This is a genomic window from Candidatus Rhabdochlamydia porcellionis (assembly GCF_015356815.2).
Classification (GTDB): Bacteria; Chlamydiota; Chlamydiia; order Chlamydiales; family Rhabdochlamydiaceae; genus Rhabdochlamydia; species Rhabdochlamydia porcellionis.
In genome coordinates this window covers 268,335-285,000 of record NZ_CP075585.1, presented here as the reverse complement: position 1 = coordinate 285,000, position 16,666 = coordinate 268,335, and the positions used below count along the sequence as shown (strand labels likewise).

General features: G+C 35.1%; 19 protein-coding genes. 14 read left to right on the top strand and 5 right to left on the bottom strand.

Annotated elements, in window-relative coordinates; all coding sequences use genetic code 11:
- Positions 1 to 8: 8 nt before the first annotated feature.
- From RHAB15C_RS01365 to RHAB15C_RS01355, 3 genes are read right to left on the bottom strand one after another with little or no spacing between them, the layout of a single operon-like run.
- On the bottom strand, positions 9 to 857 hold the full coding sequence (locus RHAB15C_RS01365) for a hypothetical protein (protein ID WP_194845489.1): 849 nt from the start codon (positions 855 to 857) through the stop codon (positions 9 to 11).
- 12 nt (positions 858 to 869) lie between these two features.
- A complete protein-coding gene (locus RHAB15C_RS01360) occupies positions 870 to 1,304 on the bottom strand; it encodes a hypothetical protein (protein ID WP_194845490.1) in 435 nt (144 codons plus the stop codon).
- Positions 1,305 to 1,312: 8 nt separating this feature from the next.
- Entirely contained in the window at positions 1,313 to 1,765 is a 453-nt protein-coding gene (locus RHAB15C_RS01355; RefSeq protein WP_194845491.1) for a hypothetical protein, read from the bottom strand.
- Between the two features lie 385 nt (positions 1,766 to 2,150).
- On the opposite strand from RHAB15C_RS01355, the gene RHAB15C_RS01350 reads away from it, so the two are divergent.
- Complete coding sequence (locus tag RHAB15C_RS01350) at positions 2,151 to 3,080, top strand: hypothetical protein (RefSeq protein ID WP_194845492.1); 930 nt, start codon at positions 2,151 to 2,153, stop codon at positions 3,078 to 3,080.
- A gap of 335 nt (positions 3,081 to 3,415) precedes the next feature.
- On the opposite strand, the gene RHAB15C_RS01345 is transcribed toward RHAB15C_RS01350, so the two are convergent.
- Together RHAB15C_RS01345 and RHAB15C_RS01340 are read right to left on the bottom strand one after the other, a co-directional pair.
- Positions 3,416 to 4,279 carry a hypothetical protein gene (locus RHAB15C_RS01345; protein ID WP_194845493.1) on the bottom strand — a complete coding sequence of 288 codons (864 nt, stop codon included), beginning with the start codon at positions 4,277 to 4,279 and terminating at the stop codon, positions 3,416 to 3,418.
- A gap of 227 nt (positions 4,280 to 4,506) precedes the next feature.
- Positions 4,507 to 4,947: a hypothetical protein gene (locus RHAB15C_RS01340; RefSeq protein WP_194845494.1), complete on the bottom strand. Its 441-nt coding sequence runs from the start codon at positions 4,945 to 4,947 to the stop codon at positions 4,507 to 4,509.
- Positions 4,948 to 5,102: 155 nt separating this feature from the next.
- Here RHAB15C_RS01340 and RHAB15C_RS01335 point away from each other — a divergent pair, with 155 nt between their 5' ends.
- From RHAB15C_RS01335 to RHAB15C_RS01275, 13 genes are all read left to right on the top strand, one after another.
- Positions 5,103 to 5,486: a type III secretion system chaperone gene (locus RHAB15C_RS01335; protein WP_194845495.1), complete on the top strand. Its 384-nt coding sequence runs from the start codon at positions 5,103 to 5,105 to the stop codon at positions 5,484 to 5,486.
- A 32-nt stretch (positions 5,487 to 5,518) separates the two neighbouring features.
- A complete protein-coding gene (gene sctD / locus RHAB15C_RS01330; protein WP_194845496.1) occupies positions 5,519 to 7,207 on the top strand; it encodes a type III secretion system inner membrane ring subunit SctD in 1,689 nt (562 codons plus the stop codon).
- Positions 7,208 to 7,253: 46 nt separating this feature from the next.
- Positions 7,254 to 7,490: a DUF5398 family protein gene (locus RHAB15C_RS01325; RefSeq protein ID WP_194845497.1), complete on the top strand. Its 237-nt coding sequence runs from the start codon at positions 7,254 to 7,256 to the stop codon at positions 7,488 to 7,490.
- Between the two features lie 14 nt (positions 7,491 to 7,504).
- Positions 7,505 to 7,756, top strand: coding sequence for a hypothetical protein (locus RHAB15C_RS01320; RefSeq protein ID WP_194845498.1), 252 nt, complete (start codon positions 7,505 to 7,507; stop codon positions 7,754 to 7,756).
- A 33-nt stretch (positions 7,757 to 7,789) separates the two neighbouring features.
- Positions 7,790 to 8,221, top strand: coding sequence for a CdsG family type III secretion system protein (locus RHAB15C_RS01315; RefSeq protein WP_194845499.1), 432 nt, complete (start codon positions 7,790 to 7,792; stop codon positions 8,219 to 8,221).
- 579 nt (positions 8,222 to 8,800) lie between these two features.
- Positions 8,801 to 9,463, top strand: a complete 663-nt coding sequence (locus RHAB15C_RS01310) for a hypothetical protein (protein ID WP_194845500.1) — start codon at positions 8,801 to 8,803, stop codon at positions 9,461 to 9,463.
- Between the two features lie 6 nt (positions 9,464 to 9,469).
- A complete protein-coding gene (gene sctN / locus RHAB15C_RS01305) occupies positions 9,470 to 10,786 on the top strand; it encodes a type III secretion system ATPase SctN (protein WP_194845501.1) in 1,317 nt (438 codons plus the stop codon).
- A gap of 2 nt (positions 10,787 to 10,788) precedes the next feature.
- Complete coding sequence (locus RHAB15C_RS01300) at positions 10,789 to 11,310, top strand: flagellar FliJ family protein (RefSeq protein ID WP_194845502.1); 522 nt, start codon at positions 10,789 to 10,791, stop codon at positions 11,308 to 11,310.
- Between the two features lie 60 nt (positions 11,311 to 11,370).
- A complete protein-coding gene (locus tag RHAB15C_RS01295) occupies positions 11,371 to 12,312 on the top strand; it encodes a hypothetical protein (RefSeq protein ID WP_194845503.1) in 942 nt (313 codons plus the stop codon).
- The gene (locus RHAB15C_RS01290; protein ID WP_194845504.1) at positions 12,313 to 12,912 is read left to right on the top strand and encodes a hypothetical protein; all 600 of its coding nucleotides are present in this window, start codon (positions 12,313 to 12,315) and stop codon (positions 12,910 to 12,912) included.
- Positions 12,909 to 14,036, top strand: coding sequence for a type III secretion system cytoplasmic ring protein SctQ (gene sctQ / locus RHAB15C_RS01285; RefSeq protein ID WP_194845505.1), 1,128 nt, complete (start codon positions 12,909 to 12,911; stop codon positions 14,034 to 14,036). The genes RHAB15C_RS01290 and sctQ overlap by 4 nt, the downstream gene beginning before the upstream one ends.
- Positions 14,037 to 14,047: 11 nt before the next feature.
- Entirely contained in the window at positions 14,048 to 15,619 is a 1,572-nt protein-coding gene (locus RHAB15C_RS01280) for a serine/threonine-protein kinase (protein WP_194845506.1), read from the top strand.
- A gap of 27 nt (positions 15,620 to 15,646) precedes the next feature.
- Entirely contained in the window at positions 15,647 to 16,660 is a 1,014-nt protein-coding gene (locus RHAB15C_RS01275; RefSeq protein WP_194845507.1) for a hypothetical protein, read from the top strand.
- The last annotated feature ends 6 nt before the right edge of the window (positions 16,661 to 16,666 follow it).

Genomic DNA, 16,666 nt, shown 5'->3' with positions numbered 1-16,666 from the left:
CCTCCTTGTTAATTTTGACTGATTTGCTCCCTCACCATTTTTTGTACTTCTTTCTTACAAGCCTGCAAAGATGCTTTCATCGTATTATTGTAAGAAGTGATTAGAGTCATATAGGATTTCATTTCAATGGAACTTTGTTGAGACTGTCCAATGAGCATTTGCATACTAGCATTGTCATCTGCATTCCAATCTTCCAATGGATTCTCCGCTTTTGGATCTTTGATCTTTCCTTGATTAATAAGATAAACTTGTGTCATTGCCCAAGCAATCATACGATTAAACTGAGTAGGATCTTTTTTTTGAGCATTGGGTTGAAAATGCAAATCCGTTCCATGAAAATTCAGATCTTGATCTTCTTTCCAATCGGAAATAGCATCTATTATACTACGACTATCTATGGGATTAAATTGCTTGTTAAAGCATCTAAAAAGATCCTGTGTAGTTGCTAAAAGAATTTCGAGATCAGGATATTGTTTTACACGCTTTTCAAGCTCTGTAATATTTTTCTGAAGATCCAAAATTCCTTGAGCAAACTCTTTGATGGCGTTACCTATTTTATCTTCCTCCCAAGACTGAGCAGTAGACCTTTTCTCTGCAGATAATTGAAATTTACCTATCTTTTCATTGAGCATGATCAGGTTATCTTGGAAACTTCTTAGTTCTTCTGATGTGCGTGTTGCTTCTTCCATTTTTTTAGTAACCCGATCAAGAGCTCCTGTCCCTTTAGAATTTGTAACTAAAACAAGAATAGCAAGTACCAATAAAAGATTGATGTCATAACCTTTTTCCTTTTCGATAAAAAGGTTATTAGGATTTGCTTCTTCTATAAATGGTATTTGTTGTATCTGTAGGGACATAAAAAAGCCTTCTTAAGATTGAACCCAGCTGGATTTCTGGGCATATTTTTTTAATGTACCTCTCTTTTTTTTCTGAGGTATTTTCGCATCGAGAAGTTTTTCTACTTCCTTACTATTTTTTTCAAACTCTTGTTGAAAAATCACAAGCTTATCTCGATGTGGTGAAGCTGTATTAAAAAAATAGGACAAAATCAATTGTAGTTGATCTTGTTCTAAACCTAATTTCTCCGTTGCTGATTCGAGATAATCATACAACAAATGTCTTGCTTGTTCTAATTTTTCTGCGGCTATTTTCTGCTGCTCTTGGCTTCCTTTAGAAACCGCTTCTTTTAGATCTGTCATCAATTTGTTCATCAAATTTAATAACTCTTCAAAATGAGTGTCTTTATACTCCACCCCTTCTTCTAAAAACGTTTCGATTTTTTCGATCTCTTTGTCTTTTTTCATAAAGTTCCTTATCTTTGAAGAATTATTTTTGCCATAGAGCCAACAGTATCTTGTGCCTGAGTCCAATGGTTCAGTTGTATTCTATCTTTAGCTAGCATTTGACTATTTTCTGATTGTAATTTGGCAAGAATGGTATTTACACACGTTTTAATTTTTCTCACATCATCATTGAGATTTGAGTCTTTCGGAGAGCTTTTTGATGCTTCTTCCGCAATGCAAAGTTTATTTACTTTGGGCATAAGTATATCTAAACAATTACGCACACTATCACTAAGCCCTTTTGTACTTGCAAGATTTGTTAGAATGCGCTTCAACTCTTGAGGGTTGTTAATTTCAGATAATGCATTCCTTAAAATGCTTTTTATGTACGCTTCATCTTTAGATGAAGAGCGTTGTGCCTCACTCAAATTAGAGAGAGTAGCTACTATCTCTGCTGCGGCTGCTAAAGAATTTTCTGCCATGATTAGATCTCTTTTTTAGTGTTTGTACTAATTTAATCGACCTTAGTTTTATTAAAACATAAAAATGAATTAATTTAACAGAATTTTAATTCGTTTTATTATTTATAATTAAACTAAATTCAATAAATATTAATAAAACTATTTAAAAGAAACGACTCTCTATGCAGAGGCCTTGAGAAAAAAGAAATTGCCTTGGCAAAAAATCTCTCTTTTGACCAAAGATAAACTTTATTAATCAAACATATTAAAAAAAATTTACTTTTATTTAATGAAAAACTTAAAATGCTTTTTTTCTTTCTCTAGAAGGGAATGCTGAGCTTTAGCTTTCATTTAATCTCTTTTTAGAAAGAGATAGAGATTTTAAGAAAATAAATAGGAGTTAATTGTGGCAGCAGTCTTTCTTCATAGTTTGAACATATTAACTTATGGACACAGCATTTATCAATTTTACTCTAACAAAGATCTAAGCCTTTGGCAAAAACTTTGGGGTACTTTACCAAGGGTCGCTGGTATAGCAGTAGATGGCTCTATACTTGGTAAAATAGGAAATCTGAATTCTTTAAAAACAGTCTCTCCTCATATTAACGGAGTAGCGCTAACTCTATTTGATGTAGTTGCTAAAGAAGAACCTTACGAAGATGCATTTTGCACAGCATTCTCTAATTTGGTTCGTTTAAACGCGAGTCAAGATGGTGCAATGTTAGTCAGTTCTTTGATAGAAAAAAGACAAATTTTCAAAGAAAACGTAGAAAAACTTTATAACTATTATAAACCGATGACAATTTCTCTTTCTAATTCAGAAAAAGTTTCAGAACGCATACAAGAAGAAAAAGTCAAGTTTTTAAAAATTCTCAAAACACAAGAAAATCAACTAGACTTTATCGAACAAACCATGCAGGACTATCAAAACATTATAAATAATGCTACTGCTGAATCCTTTGGATCGATCCCGTATTGCTATATGAATAGACCTGAATTTACAAAAAGAAAGTGCAAGATTTCTAAAGAACCTATTCGTGAAGCTGTTGTGGTAAGAGAGATAAATCTACCTATCTATTATGAGTGCGATAATCTTTCAGGTTGGTATAAGCATAAAAGAACAACACCTCTCCCTCCTGCCTGGCCTAAATCCATACCCTTTAATCGCGACGTAATTGTAGTAGATAAAGCTGAAACCGCACAAATAACACAAGATCTTCAAAAAGCTCTTAATCAAACCCAAAATAATCCTGAGGAATTGGAAGCTATGAAAATAGGCTTTCTAGCTATACAAGAAGTATTAAATAATTTTATATCACAAAAAACTAAGAATTAACCTATGCCATCAATTGCTACAATTATGAGCCTTACAAGTTATAATCTTTAACTACATTAGTTAGAAGCGTTGGACTTTAATTAATTTATCCCGCTCTTAAACTAGTATTGTATCTATAAAGTCGACCCTAGAACTTAAGCACCCTAAAGAGACCTCTTAATAAGCTGAAAGAAGGAGAGTAATCAAAAAGACTAGCCCTTGTGTAACTAACTTAGGGCAAAAAAAGCCCTTCTAACTCCTTCAATCCAAAATAGTTAAAAGATTTTTTTTAAACAAAAAACGAGATAATCAGAAGATTATCCCGTTCCATCTTGATTTGGAAAAGAAAAAAATGATTATCCGGATTTCTGGTTTCGTATAATAGCCTCTTTTCCTTGAGAAGAAGCTTGTATACCCTGCTGCCCAATGTTATTAAATGAGTTTAAAATCTGCATAAACCCTTGTACGGAAGTTGTTTCCTGCTGTGAAGTACCAGAAGTTAACTGTTCACAAGCCTGCACGGATTGACCCCATTCTCCTAAGTAATCGGTATTAGCATCGCCAGAGCCTGAGTGATTTTTATTGTAGAAATTCTTAGCTAGAGCATAAATAGCTCCAGAAAGGTTATTCGCTAAATTCTTACCATTTAGAGGAAAATCTGTATTTCCATCCCATTTTTTTAGCAACTCATTAAAAGGATCTAATTTTCCTTTATCCCCAGAGGGTGTAGGAATAGAAGAATTTAGGTCTTTAAGCCAGTTACCCACCATATCAGCTACAGCTTTCAGTTTAGGTTCAGAGCTTCCTGCCAGTGTCTTTTGGTCTTTACAAAGTTTTTCATAACTATCTTTTAACTGCTTTAATAAAGATTTATCAAACTTCTTCCAATCATCTGGAGAAAGATCTTTTTTAGAACCAAGCTCAGCTTCGATTTTACTAAGAATCCTTTGAAGATTAATTAAATCGTTTTGCACATCACTAAGTTCATTAGCCTCTTCTGTAATCTTTGTGATATTTAAAGAACAAACGTCCATTGCTCCATTCCCAGAGTCATTAGTCATAATCGCTAAAACAATCAACTCAAGCGTAGCACCGCTTGCAACCATATCCTTAATACGATCTGCTAAAGACTCGGTAGGATCGTCTTGTGACTTCTTAGGTACATTATTTTGCTGGATAATTCCCTGTAGTAACTCTTTATTAAGTAATATATTTGACATGATTTCCTCTTATTATACTTTTATAATCCATCTATCTATCTAACATCTATTTAATCATAAAAACGTTAATAAACTATTAAAAATATAATAAGATTTCATTTAAACTCTGATAATAAATGACTTAAGAAGTAATTTTATTTTTAGAGAAATGAATCCATAAAAAAACTCTTTAAAGACACAAGAAATTAAGAATAAGGTGTTTATATAAGTATCTGGAATTAAGGCTATTAACTGCGCATCCAACCGGATTTTTTGATTTTTTTACTGGGATCTTGGGGGTTTTTCTTTATTTGAGGATGCGAAAGTTGTTCTAGAGCTTTGGCTAAATCTTCTCCTGCATGGAAAATTTTCTCTCTAGATTCTTGAATAGACGTCCATTGCTCGGGGGAAAAGTTAGTAGGGTTTTCCGCAAAAGCAATAAGCTGCTCCTCTGTCATTCCTGAAGTTTCACAAATGAGCTTAGTATCTTTGATCATATGCTGATAAATTTCCATTAACATGGCCATGGCTTCTTGCCTTCTTTGTGGATCTTCCTCTTTTAATTCCACTTTTAGTCGTTCAAAAAACTGTAGAGATTGAGCAAATACTTGCTGTAAATCTATCGATTGCCCTTCTGCAGCACGACGAAATAAGTCGCTAAGCTGTTGACATTCTTCTTTTAAGCTCACGAGACCCTCTTTATTCAATTTAATTATACTATAATTTTATTATTGATTAATTTATTTATTAATACAAATAAGACTTCTCTTTCTTTACTCTTAAAAAAAAACGATTTACTTTTATCTATAGAGCAGTTTAAACGTTATATAGAGTGGAGATTTACATGTTAGAAGAACATCTTACACAATTAGTCGAAAATCTTGCTTTGGAAGATGCCTTATCCAAAGAAAATAAACTCTATCTATTAAAATTGCACAAAGAACTAATTATTACTTTTCGAGAATTAGACCCGGGATGTACCTTCTTTGCAACAATTGGAATATGTCCTTTAAATAAACAAGAAGAGTTATTTATATACCTCATGAAAGCGAATTTATTAGGACAAGGAACCGGGGGCTCTATTATTGGCTTAGATCGAGATGAGAAGTTCTTGACACTGTGTCTGGTTTTGCCGTATGACATGAAGTACAAAGTATTTAAGGATGCTCTAGAGGACTTCACAAATTATCTCGGTTTTTGGAAAAATGAGCTCTCTTTTTATCAATAAAAAAACATAAGCTCGACAAAGATAAAATAAACATGGCTGGATATTTAATTGGGGAAGAGGGCCCTCTGATAGGGTTTGTTGCACGGTTTGAAGAGGAAGAAGAGTGGGTCTTAGGAAGAGACCCTGAAGTAGCTTCCATTGTTTTAGAAGATCCTCTTGTCTCACGTAGACACGTGATTTGTAGGTACACAGAAGAGGGTTATGTACTAGAAAACATCAGCACAACTAACCCTGCGTTATATAATGGACAGATTCTGATAGAACCTGTTTTATTAAAGGAAGGAGATTTAATTAAGATTGGTAGTAGTATTTTTAGGTTTTCTCATTCCTATCCAGATTTAGAAGCAGGAACTCTACAAGACGATCCCGATCTAGAAAGTGTAAGAATAGGGTCTCGAACATTGGGGCGCTTTATTATTAAAGTGACAAATGGACCAAATGCCGGTGCCGAGTTTTCTATGCAGAAAGGGTCTTCCTATGTCCTAGGAAAAGATCCCAATTTATGTGATATTGCTTTTCAAGACTTAAGTGTTTCTAGACAACATGCGCGGATTAGCATTGACGACACTAATCAAGTATTCATTGAAGATTTAAGCAGTCGCAACGGCGTATTAGTTAACGGAATAGCCATTGCCAGTAAACACCTTCTTTCCTCAGAAGATCTTATTTCACTAGGAACAACCTCCTTTTTACTGATCGATCGAGAACAGATACAAGAAACCATTTTTTCTCCTCTTCCACTTGCAACGAGTATCAAAACAGAAGAGCTAAAGCAAGAAGAAACCTCTACATCTGCTGATTGGAGAGAAATGATTATCCCTAAAAAGCATTTAATCATAGCATCTGCTTTTGGTGTGCTTGTTTTAGCTGGTATTACCAGCATGATTACACTTTTTAAAACCGATAAGATTGAAGTTATCTCTCAAAAAGAAGAGCATAAAATTCTGCAAGAGAACCTCAGCACTTTTTCTTCTGTGCAATTCTCCTTTAATCCTCCTAATGGAAAACTCTTTTTATTAGGGCATGTAATAAGCTCTGTAGAAAAACAAGAGCTTCTATATAAAATTGAAAACCTCTCTTTTGTGCATAGCATCGAAGATAATGTGATTGTCGATGAATTAATTTGGGAAAATACAAATGCCCTCTTATTAACTAACCCTAATTGGGTTGGTGTTTCTCTTTCTTCCATTGCACCTGGAAAGTTTGTACTACGAGGCTATGTACAGACATTAGAGCAAGCCCAAGCTCTATCTGACTACTTGAATCTCAATTTTCCTTATTTAGATCGTTTGGAAAATCAAGTTGTTATAGAAACCAATTTACAAATGCAGGTTGAAAGCATCTTGATCGAAAAAGGATTTGGTTCTGTTACCTATCAGATTAGCAATGGAGAACTCGTGTTAGCAGGTAGAGTGGATCAAAAGAAAGCGCATACTTTCAATACAATTATTGATCAATTTTATAGAGTACCAGGAATTCGTTTGATTAAAAACTTTGTGATTTATACAAAAGCGGATACTTCAAGGATCGATTTATCCACAAAATACCAAATCACTGGTTATTCCAAGAAAGATGATCAAAATATGTTTGTTGTAATTAATGGAAAAATCCTCACTATTGAGGATGTGATCGATGGAATGAAGATTACAGAAATCTTATCAAACATGGTATTGCTTGAAAAAGATGGCGTAAAATTTAGAATTAATTACAATCTGCAATAAGACTATAAGTATTTTTCATTCGCGCATCAATGAGGAGCTAAAAATTATGTTTGGTTTGGAAAAAAAAGATAAGCCACTATTTGAATTTGATCTCGAGAAAGAATTAAAAAGCGAACCTGGAAAAGTAAAAGATTTACTCAAAAAAACAGATGAAGCTATTCAAGACATCAAATCAAAATTGAGACAAGGCACCGAAAGTGAAGACTTTGAAAACTATGGTAAGCTATTACATGGTTATGCTGCTTTACAAAGGGTATTAACTAGAATTGCTAACAAAAAATAAAATAAGGATGAAAAATGCCACAAGGATCGAATTGGGCAACTATTACATTTAACACGTTAATCAAGCAATACGCTAAATTGCAAAGTACTGTAATTAGTCAAGTTCGGGCTGTTGCAAGCTCTATTTCGCATGCAACTCCAGGAAAATTCTTACTTCTGCAATTTTCCATGAGTCAAGTTACACAGATTGGTGAATCAATTTCTAATTTGATCTCTCAAGTACAAGCAACGATTAATAATATGGTGCGTAACCAAAAAACCTCTTAATGGTATCCATCATTTTGCAAAAAGGATTTTACAATGTCTCTTCAAAAATTTAAAGACCATTTTATCTTAATGGCAGAAGCTGGCTTTATTGCAATCAACCAAAGCGATGAAGATGCGGCTATTAAGTTATTTGCAGCAGCAGAGCTACTCGATTCCAATAATCCATTACCTCGTTTAGGGATGGGATATCTCAATCTCTGTCAACTTAAACTCAAGCAAGCAGCGACCATTTTTGAAGAAATCTTAGCTAAAGAACCTTCGAATGAAATGGCTAAAACCCTGCTTGGTCTGACTCTATCTTTAAACCCAACCGAACTAGCAAAAGGAGAAAAAACCTTAGAGGAATCCACTCAAAAAAATCAAGACCCTATGGTTAAAAACCTAGCTAAAACCGCTCTTGATTTTGTAGAAAAGTTCATTAAGAAAGCCCCTTCTCCTATCGAAACTAAACCTCCCAAAAAGTAATCTTCCGAGGGTTGTGCTTCAAAAGCTTTTAGTAATTGACACAACCTATTATAACGGTTTTATGCCTTGTATACTCGTTTATATTTTGCCAATGTGCATAACGTGATTCCAAAGGCTTCTGCTGCCTTTTTTCTATCTCCAATTTATCAAGATATTTTAGAGTTTTTTCTCAAACCTAGTAAATATGTCATTCAACCATAATACATCATAGCAATGAAAATTAATATTCGAATTACTATATGTACCGGTAATAGAAATTTAAGTTGGAGTACTTAAAAATGGCATTTTCCAGATATTTAGATTCAAAATTGGTTTAGCCGAACATTATTAATCAGCTCTCTTAAATAGAGGAGTAATAATAAGATCTCATAAAAGCAAGCCAACCTCATTTCGAATGTATTTGAGTATATATGATATAATTTAACAGTAAATATTTATTATAAAGTTCCATATTCTACTCCTTATACTTAGTTAGTAGGTGGAAGTTTCATGACGAAAAACCTCTAGTTGTGCTATTTGTTAAGATACGCGGTATATCTATACTGAAGTTTGAAAAAGTTAAACAATACGGATCAGATTATGGCAGACCAAGACTTCCCTACTAAGGATTTAAGCAACGCAGAGCGTATTTCACCAACTGCTAGAATCGGAGAGGATAATAAAACTCTTCCTGCAGGGCAGCCCTTTTCTTCTCTTATGAAAACAGGTGAGTCTCCTCTTGCCAATACCAGAAAAGCTCCAATGATTTCTCCTTTTGACTTGATGCAATCAGGGCATTCCCCTATTACACAAGCTGCTACGACAGACAATTTGCTCACTCAAGTTAAACATGCGCACAGTACCTTAGGAGATATCTCCAATCAACTAAATACACCAAAACTTAAATTGCGCTCTTCTGATAAATATCTCTTAAAAAACAAACTGAATAATACAACCGCTAATTTACGTGCGGTAAATGCTAAATTAGGAACAAATGAGGAAAAACAAGAAGAAGCCCTCCCAGCTAAATTTCAAGGCCCATTAGGTAGATTTATGAATCTGCTAGCTGATGGCCAACAACAACTAGTATCTGCTCAAAAACAACTGCAATCGCTTAAATCAAAAGGAAGCAGTCTTGCTCCTGCTGATTTTTTACTGATCCAGGTAAAATTAAATAAGGCTCAACAGGAATTAGATTTTACCTCTGTATTGCTTTCAAATGCTGTTTCTGGATTTAAAACACTGATGCAAGTACAGCTATAAGGACATATGAAACCAACGCCTGATTTTGATCAACTAGTCTCCCATCTTGATGAACTAGAACTTACAACAGTACACGGAAGAATTACTGAAGTTGTAGGGATGCTGATTAAAGCAATCGTTCCCCAGGTAAAAATGGGTGAGGTTGTTCTTATCAAACGAGAAGAAGCTCCTTTAATGGCAGAAGTTATGGGCTTCACTCGAGAAGAGGTTTACTTATCTCCTCTTGGAGAGATGCATGGAATAGGACCTTCCTCCGAAGTGATTCCTCTGCGAATGTCCTTGCATATTAAAGTAGGAGAGGAACTTCTTGGACGCGTAGTTGATGGTTTAGGCAACCCTTTAGATCTCGAGCAAAAAGGTCCTCTTCATTTAACAGAAAGCTATTCGGTAATCAACCCCCCTCCCGATCCTCTCAAACGAAAAATTATTACAGAACCGATCTCCTTAGGCATTCGTTGTATTGATGGTCTACTTACTTGTGGGGAAGGACAAAGAATGGGAATCTTTGCTGCTGCGGGAGGTGGAAAATCCACTCTTTTGGGTATGATTGCCCGTAATGCTAGAGCTGACATCAATGTTATTTGTCTAATTGGAGAAAGAGGAAGAGAAGTACGCGAATTTTTAGAAAACGATTTAGGTGAAGAAGGAATGAAAAGATCGGTTGTTGTGGTTTCTACATCCAACCAAGCAGCGCAATTGCGCATCAATGCAGCCTATATGGGAACAGCGATTGCAGAGTATTTTCGAGACCAAGGGAAAAAAGTAATCTTGATGATGGATTCAGTAACTCGTTTTGCAAGAGCTTTAAGAGAGGTAGGTCTTGCAGCAGGAGAACCTCCTGCAAGAGCTGGTTTTACCCCTTCTGTTTTTGCAACACTCCCTCGCTTGTTAGAGCGCTCGGGCAATTCTGACAAAGGATCCATTACAGCTTTTTATACCATTCTAGTAGCAGGCGATGATTTAAATGAACCCGTCTCTGACGAAGTGCGCTCTATTCTCGATGGACATATTATTCTCTCTAGAGAACTTGCACGTCAATATCACTATCCAGCCATTGATGTTCTTGATTCGGTTAGCCGAATTATCTCTCACATTGTCGATAAAGAGCATCTGCAGCTCATTGGCAAAGTTCGCGAAGTTTTAGCTAATTACAAAAAAAATGAGCTGCTCATTCGCATCGGAGAGTATAAACCAGGTTCTGATAAAGCAGCTGACTTTGCTATTAAATACATCGATAAGGTAAATCGTTTCTTACGCCAAGCAGTTGATGAAACGTGTAGTTTTGAAGAAACTCTACAACAACTCAAAATGCTTTTTAGATAGATATGCCACGTTATCCCCTTAAACAATTAGCTGAGATTAAACAAAAAAATCTCGAAACAGCAGAAATTAATCTACGAGATAAAAAACGCATTCTTGAACAAGAACAAACAAGCTTAACCAAAAAAGAAAAAGAACGAGATGTGATAAAAGAACACCGCATTGATAAACTTCAGCAATTACGCGATCACATGGATGAAGGAGCAGTTCCTCATAAAATAGAGCAAATGAAGCAATATTTAACACTTGTTGATGAAAAGCTAACTGTTAAACAACAAGCTGTCGTAAAACAAAAAAAAAAAGTAAAAATAGCTGAAGAAGAGGTAGAAAAAGCTCGCAAAGAACTCATAGAATGCCAACAAGATGTAGAAAAAATGCGCTTACATCGCAAAGAATGGGATCGAGAAATACATCTCATTGAAGAACAAAAAGAAGGCGTTGAAATGGATGAAATAGGTTCTGCTGGCCATGAACGTAAAAAAACAACCACTTCTCGTCAAAAGCATAAGAAAAAGAAGTCTTGCTAAAATGTTGGACAACTCGGATAAAAATCCAGTATGAGTTAAGATGATAAAAAAGAGGTCTCTATGAGTAAAGTTGGCAAAATTCCTAACCCTCTTAATCCGGCTAATGATCCTAAAAAAGATAAGAGCCGTCTAGATTCTAATCAATTTAGAGAAAAATTTGATTACAGGAAAAAAGAAGAAACTTCTTCAGGAAGTAATAGACAACGCTATGCACCAGAAGAAGAAGAACAAACTCCTAAAACGCCCACTCCTGATTCCATTTTTAAGAGTTCTAGCTCTCGGAAAAATTCTTTCCGGGTGAAAAAAAATATAGATGCATCCCATAAAAAAATAACCCCATCCTCTGAAAAAGAGATGCAAAAGAAATCTGCAGAGGAAATTTCTGTTGAAAAAAAACTAGAAGAAAAGCAAACAGAGGAAAAAAGCATTAAAAAAAAAGTTATTTTAACAAATCCTACGCCAGAAGCTCCGCCTAAGATCTCTAAATCCTCTCTTTCAAAGCAGACACCTCTTACTATCAAACCTAAAGAAAAAAAAAAAGAAGAGACATCTACTTCTTTTGAGCCTTTAGCAAATATACAACCAAATCAACCTAACTACCAACCCTCTGTATTACCAACAGGATCTGCTTTCAGCTCTTATCAAATAAGCCAATTATTTGATAGAATGGCAGGCGTGATGACAGTTATGGAACTTTCTGGAACAACAGAAACAGAACTGACTCTTTCAGGAGAAGAATTTGCTTCTTCTGTTTTTTATGGAGCTCGTATTACAATTACTGAGTATAGTACCGCTCCCAAAGCCTTTAACGTACAGCTATCTGCAAATCCAGAAGCAGTAGCATTGTTTCAAGGAAATATGCCTAATTTACTCGCAAACTTTGCAAGTGGTAATTACGCTTTTAGCATTCATCGTTTGGAAACAAATGTGGAAGAGCGCCCTCTTTTTAAACGCAAGGAATCCTTTGGGAGCGATCAACAGCCAATGCAAGGAGATTCTTAAATGACCATATCGTCAAAATTACCTGATTCTTTAAAAAAACAAGAAAGCAGTAAACAAACACCTAAAAATTCTTTCAGTAAACTTTTAGACAAAAAACAAAAAAAACTTTTAAAAAACGAAGATAAGAACCTTCCAGAAAATCCCATTTGGGCACCTAATCTTATACTTTCTCCTGAAAAAAACCCTGATTTATCTACTATTTTATCACAAAAAATCTCTGAGACTGAATTGAGTGCCAATACCCCTGTAACATCTCATTTTCCCATAGAAATAGAAGAACTCTGGGAAAAACTGGGCTCAGCTTGCATTCTTATGAATCCTTTGCAAGACAAGGAAATCACTTTTATCCTAGACACAAATACCCTTTTCTCTGGAATGCGCATTACTATAAAAGAATATTCAACAGCACCTAAGATTTTTAATATTGAGCTAGCGCCTACCTCTAACGCTGCCTTATCCTTAATCTCTTCTCACGTACCTCAGTTACTTAATCGATTTCGTCAAGAGTCCTTTGGTTTTTCTGTTAATGACATTATTCCAGAGCTGCAATCCTATGCAACAACTGCTCATCAAAAACAAGATGATGAGGGCAATCAATGAACACAATGCCTATGAACTGGATTCATCAAATCCATTATACCTTGCAAGAGATGCAGGAAATTCCCTTATGGGGAAACCCTCCTCCTATTCCTTGGGATCAATGTATACAAGAAGTAGCTTCTCTTTTACAAACCCCTGAATTAAGTCTTGTGGTGGGAGATACTCAACTGCTTCCAAAAGGGAAAGTATTATTAGGGATCGGCAATCATCCAATCGTAACAAGCATGCAATTAAGTCCACTTGTAGGGCAATGCTTTTGGGTTATGGCACAAGAAGATATCACTTTCTTGATCTCACTTGCTCTTACAGAAAATCAGAACCAGAAAACGATAAACTCTGCTTCTCTCCAAGAAGGTTTTTATAGATTTCTAATACTAGAAACTCTAAAAGCCTTTGATCCTTTAAAACCCTTTTCTGATCTGTCTTTGAAAATGGGTTCTTTAACCACCATCCTCCCTCAAGAAAATTGTATTTGTATGGATATCGGTATTCATCATCCTAAAAAAGTACTATGGGGAAGAATTATATGTCCTACCGATTTTCATCAGGCTTTTAAAACCCATTTTGCAAATACAGCCCTTTCGATTTATGAAAGCAACCTTGCAAAAGATATAAACTTAGCCATATCTGCTCAAATCGGCTATACACAACTTACATTATCTCAATGGAAAAAAATCGCAGCCGGTGATTTTTTGATCTTGGATGTTTGCTCTTACTCTCCTCATACAGCAAAAGGAACAGCAACTCTTTTTTTAGAACAAACTCCCCTATTTACTGTAATTTGTAAGCCAACTAATTGCAAAATTATCGACTATGCCTATCAGGAGGAATCCATGGATGAAGATTTCGAAGAAGAAGATATGAATGAAGAAAAAACAACGCAAGAACTAGAAGAGCCATTAATCTCCGTGCCTGATGCTCTTTTAACTATTCATGTAGAAATAGCAAGAATGCGGATGAATCTAAAAAAGCTTACTCAGCTTAAACCCGGCAATGTAATTGAACTAGCTATACGACCTGAGCAAGGAGTAAAACTAACTTTAAGTGGGAAAGCTGTTGCTAAAGGAGAGCTTATTCAACTCGGCGATGTACTTGGAGTTAAAATCCTACAAATTGGAGAATAGCATTTTTAAATATGGCAGAGCATTCTTTCTACAAACAAAATACGCTCCCTGAGCTGATAGGAAAAGAAGATATCCCTCTGCCTGAAAAAATTGGCCCTTATAAAATAGAAGGTCTTTTGAATAAAGGAGGAATGAGCCTTCTCTATTTAGGCTTGGATCCTAAAACCAAAAAACCTTTAGCTATTAAAGTCTTATCCCCTAACCATATTAATCATCCCGAAGCTGTTGAGTATTTCTTAAGAGAAGCTAAAGCAATTTCTGTGTCTAATCACCCCAACATTGTAAAACTCTACGGAGAAGGAAGCTGGGAAAAAGGGCTTTATATTGCCATGGAGCTAATTAACGGTGTTTCTCTTAGACAATTTATCGTACAGCATTCCTTATCTATACGCAGAGTTTTAGATATCTCTTTGCAAGTAGCTTATGCTCTTCAACATTTACATTCCCTTCGGATTATTCACAGAGATGTAAAGCCGGAAAATATTTTAATCACAGAAGGTGGTGAAGTGAAACTTATTGATTTTGGAATCGCACAATTACAAGACGAGCAAGATCAATTCGCTCTACCCTCTTATTTTATCGGCACACCGAATTACATGAGTCCTGAACAAAAAGAGAACCCCTCTCATTTAAGTTTTGCCTCCGATTTGTATTCTCTAGGTATCATCTTATATGAACTCATTTCTGGAAAACTCAGTTATGGAGCTATTAATCTTACCTCTATTCCTAAAGGATTAAGGCATATCCTCGTAAAGGCTCTAGCTATCTCGGCTAGTGAACGCTACCAAACCACTGAAGAGTTCATTCATGACGTCTCTTTCTATTTACAATCTAAAGAACTAGAAAAAGAATACGCGGGTCCAGATCAAGTCAAGGAAGTCTATGAAGCCCTGTACTCAGCCTTTCAGCTAACATTACCTAAAGCCCCTCCCACCTGGTCTTATGCAGATATTGGCTTAGCCAAATGGCATGGTACTCAATTTGGTCTTTATTACGATTTTATTCGTCTTCCTAACAATTGTCTTTGCATGTTACTCGCCTCTTCCACTACAACAACAATAGAAACAACCATTTGCATGAGTAGCTTACAGGGAATGATCCATATGTATACACACCAATTAAACTTAAGCAAAATTGATGAACTAACCTCTAGCTTAAACCAACTGCTTTGTAAACAAGCCTGCCCAATTATCTTTAGTGCGCTTATTCTCGACCCTCTACAAGATAAACTAAGCTGCATCTCTTGTGGGTGTAACAGTTTGATTCACATCTCTCAAGAGAGTTTTCACCCACGAACCATTGTAGCTAAAAACCCTGCATTGGGAACAAATCCCCAGTTAGAATTCTCTGAGACCATAGATAATTGGGATATTGGCGATACTCTTATTTTACACACCTTTGATATCTCTGATAAAAATACAGAATTAGCTAACTTTGAAAAATTTTTTTTCGAAGAGATTAAAGAACGTTTACTCTTTTCTGCACAAAGACAAGCAGAAACCGTTCTTCGATCGATTTTATATGATCCCATAGCATCTAATGCTGCTTCTAAAGCATTAATTTGCATACAAAGAATTTCTTAAAAAAAACTTTTTAAAAAGGAAAAATCTATGAGTGCATTCATTATACCCATTATAGAATTATCTCAAAATTTTTTTAACTCAGATCCTTTAAAATTCAATCAATATTTTGCTATTACTCCCGATTATCAAAAATACTGCTTAACCGCTAATCTACCTACTCGCTTTACCATAACGTTAGCCAAAGAAGCCATGCTTATTCACGATATTGCTATTCATTTGCTTGCAGGAGGATATAAACTCACAACAAGTACAGTAAAGGGCATATGTGCAATTGCCTCTGGAATTCTTGGCTTAGAAACAGACCATCAAACACCTAGCAAGCAAGCAGCTATTCATATTGGTTTTGCATGTGCTTATACTGTAGACTTCTTTGTATCTATTGCTAATATCAATAAGAGATATCCTCAACATTTAGTTAATAAAATAGAAACCATTTTTACTGATTTTTTAAAAATATCTAATAAGAATGTTGTTACAAAAAATATTATTGTTTCTGATCCAGAAATAGAACAAGAGCTTAAAATAACTCGAGAAGAACTAGAAAAAAGAGATGCAGCTTTTAATCAATTGGAAAAAGAAATAGAAAAAACAGCGCAAAAGTTAAGAAAACCTTCTCAATGCGAGAAAATTGTTGATGAAATTTTACATCCCGATATAAATGCTATTTTAGCAAAAGCTAGCATAAAAAATAACCAAGAACAACCATTAGAAATTACCCATACAGCAAAACAAAAAGTTAATTATTGCTTTGAAAGTGATGATGGTTTTTGGTCTGAAGAGACCTTTAGTTCATCTGATACTTTTAATTCGGACTCTATCCCATTCAAAGAACAGAATAAATTTTCCAGAGATACTCCATTAACTACTTCAAATAATCTAGAAAGTTCTAAGATGAAATCTACTCTTCAAGTCTCTAAGAGGCTTAGAAAAAAAATACCTTTGCTTACTAACAATTCCCTCCAAATAAGCGCTTTTGAGCGTCGTAATGCATATTCTGAAAAGATCAGAAGTCATTCCAAAAAAACCCTTGAAGTGATTTAAAGAGAG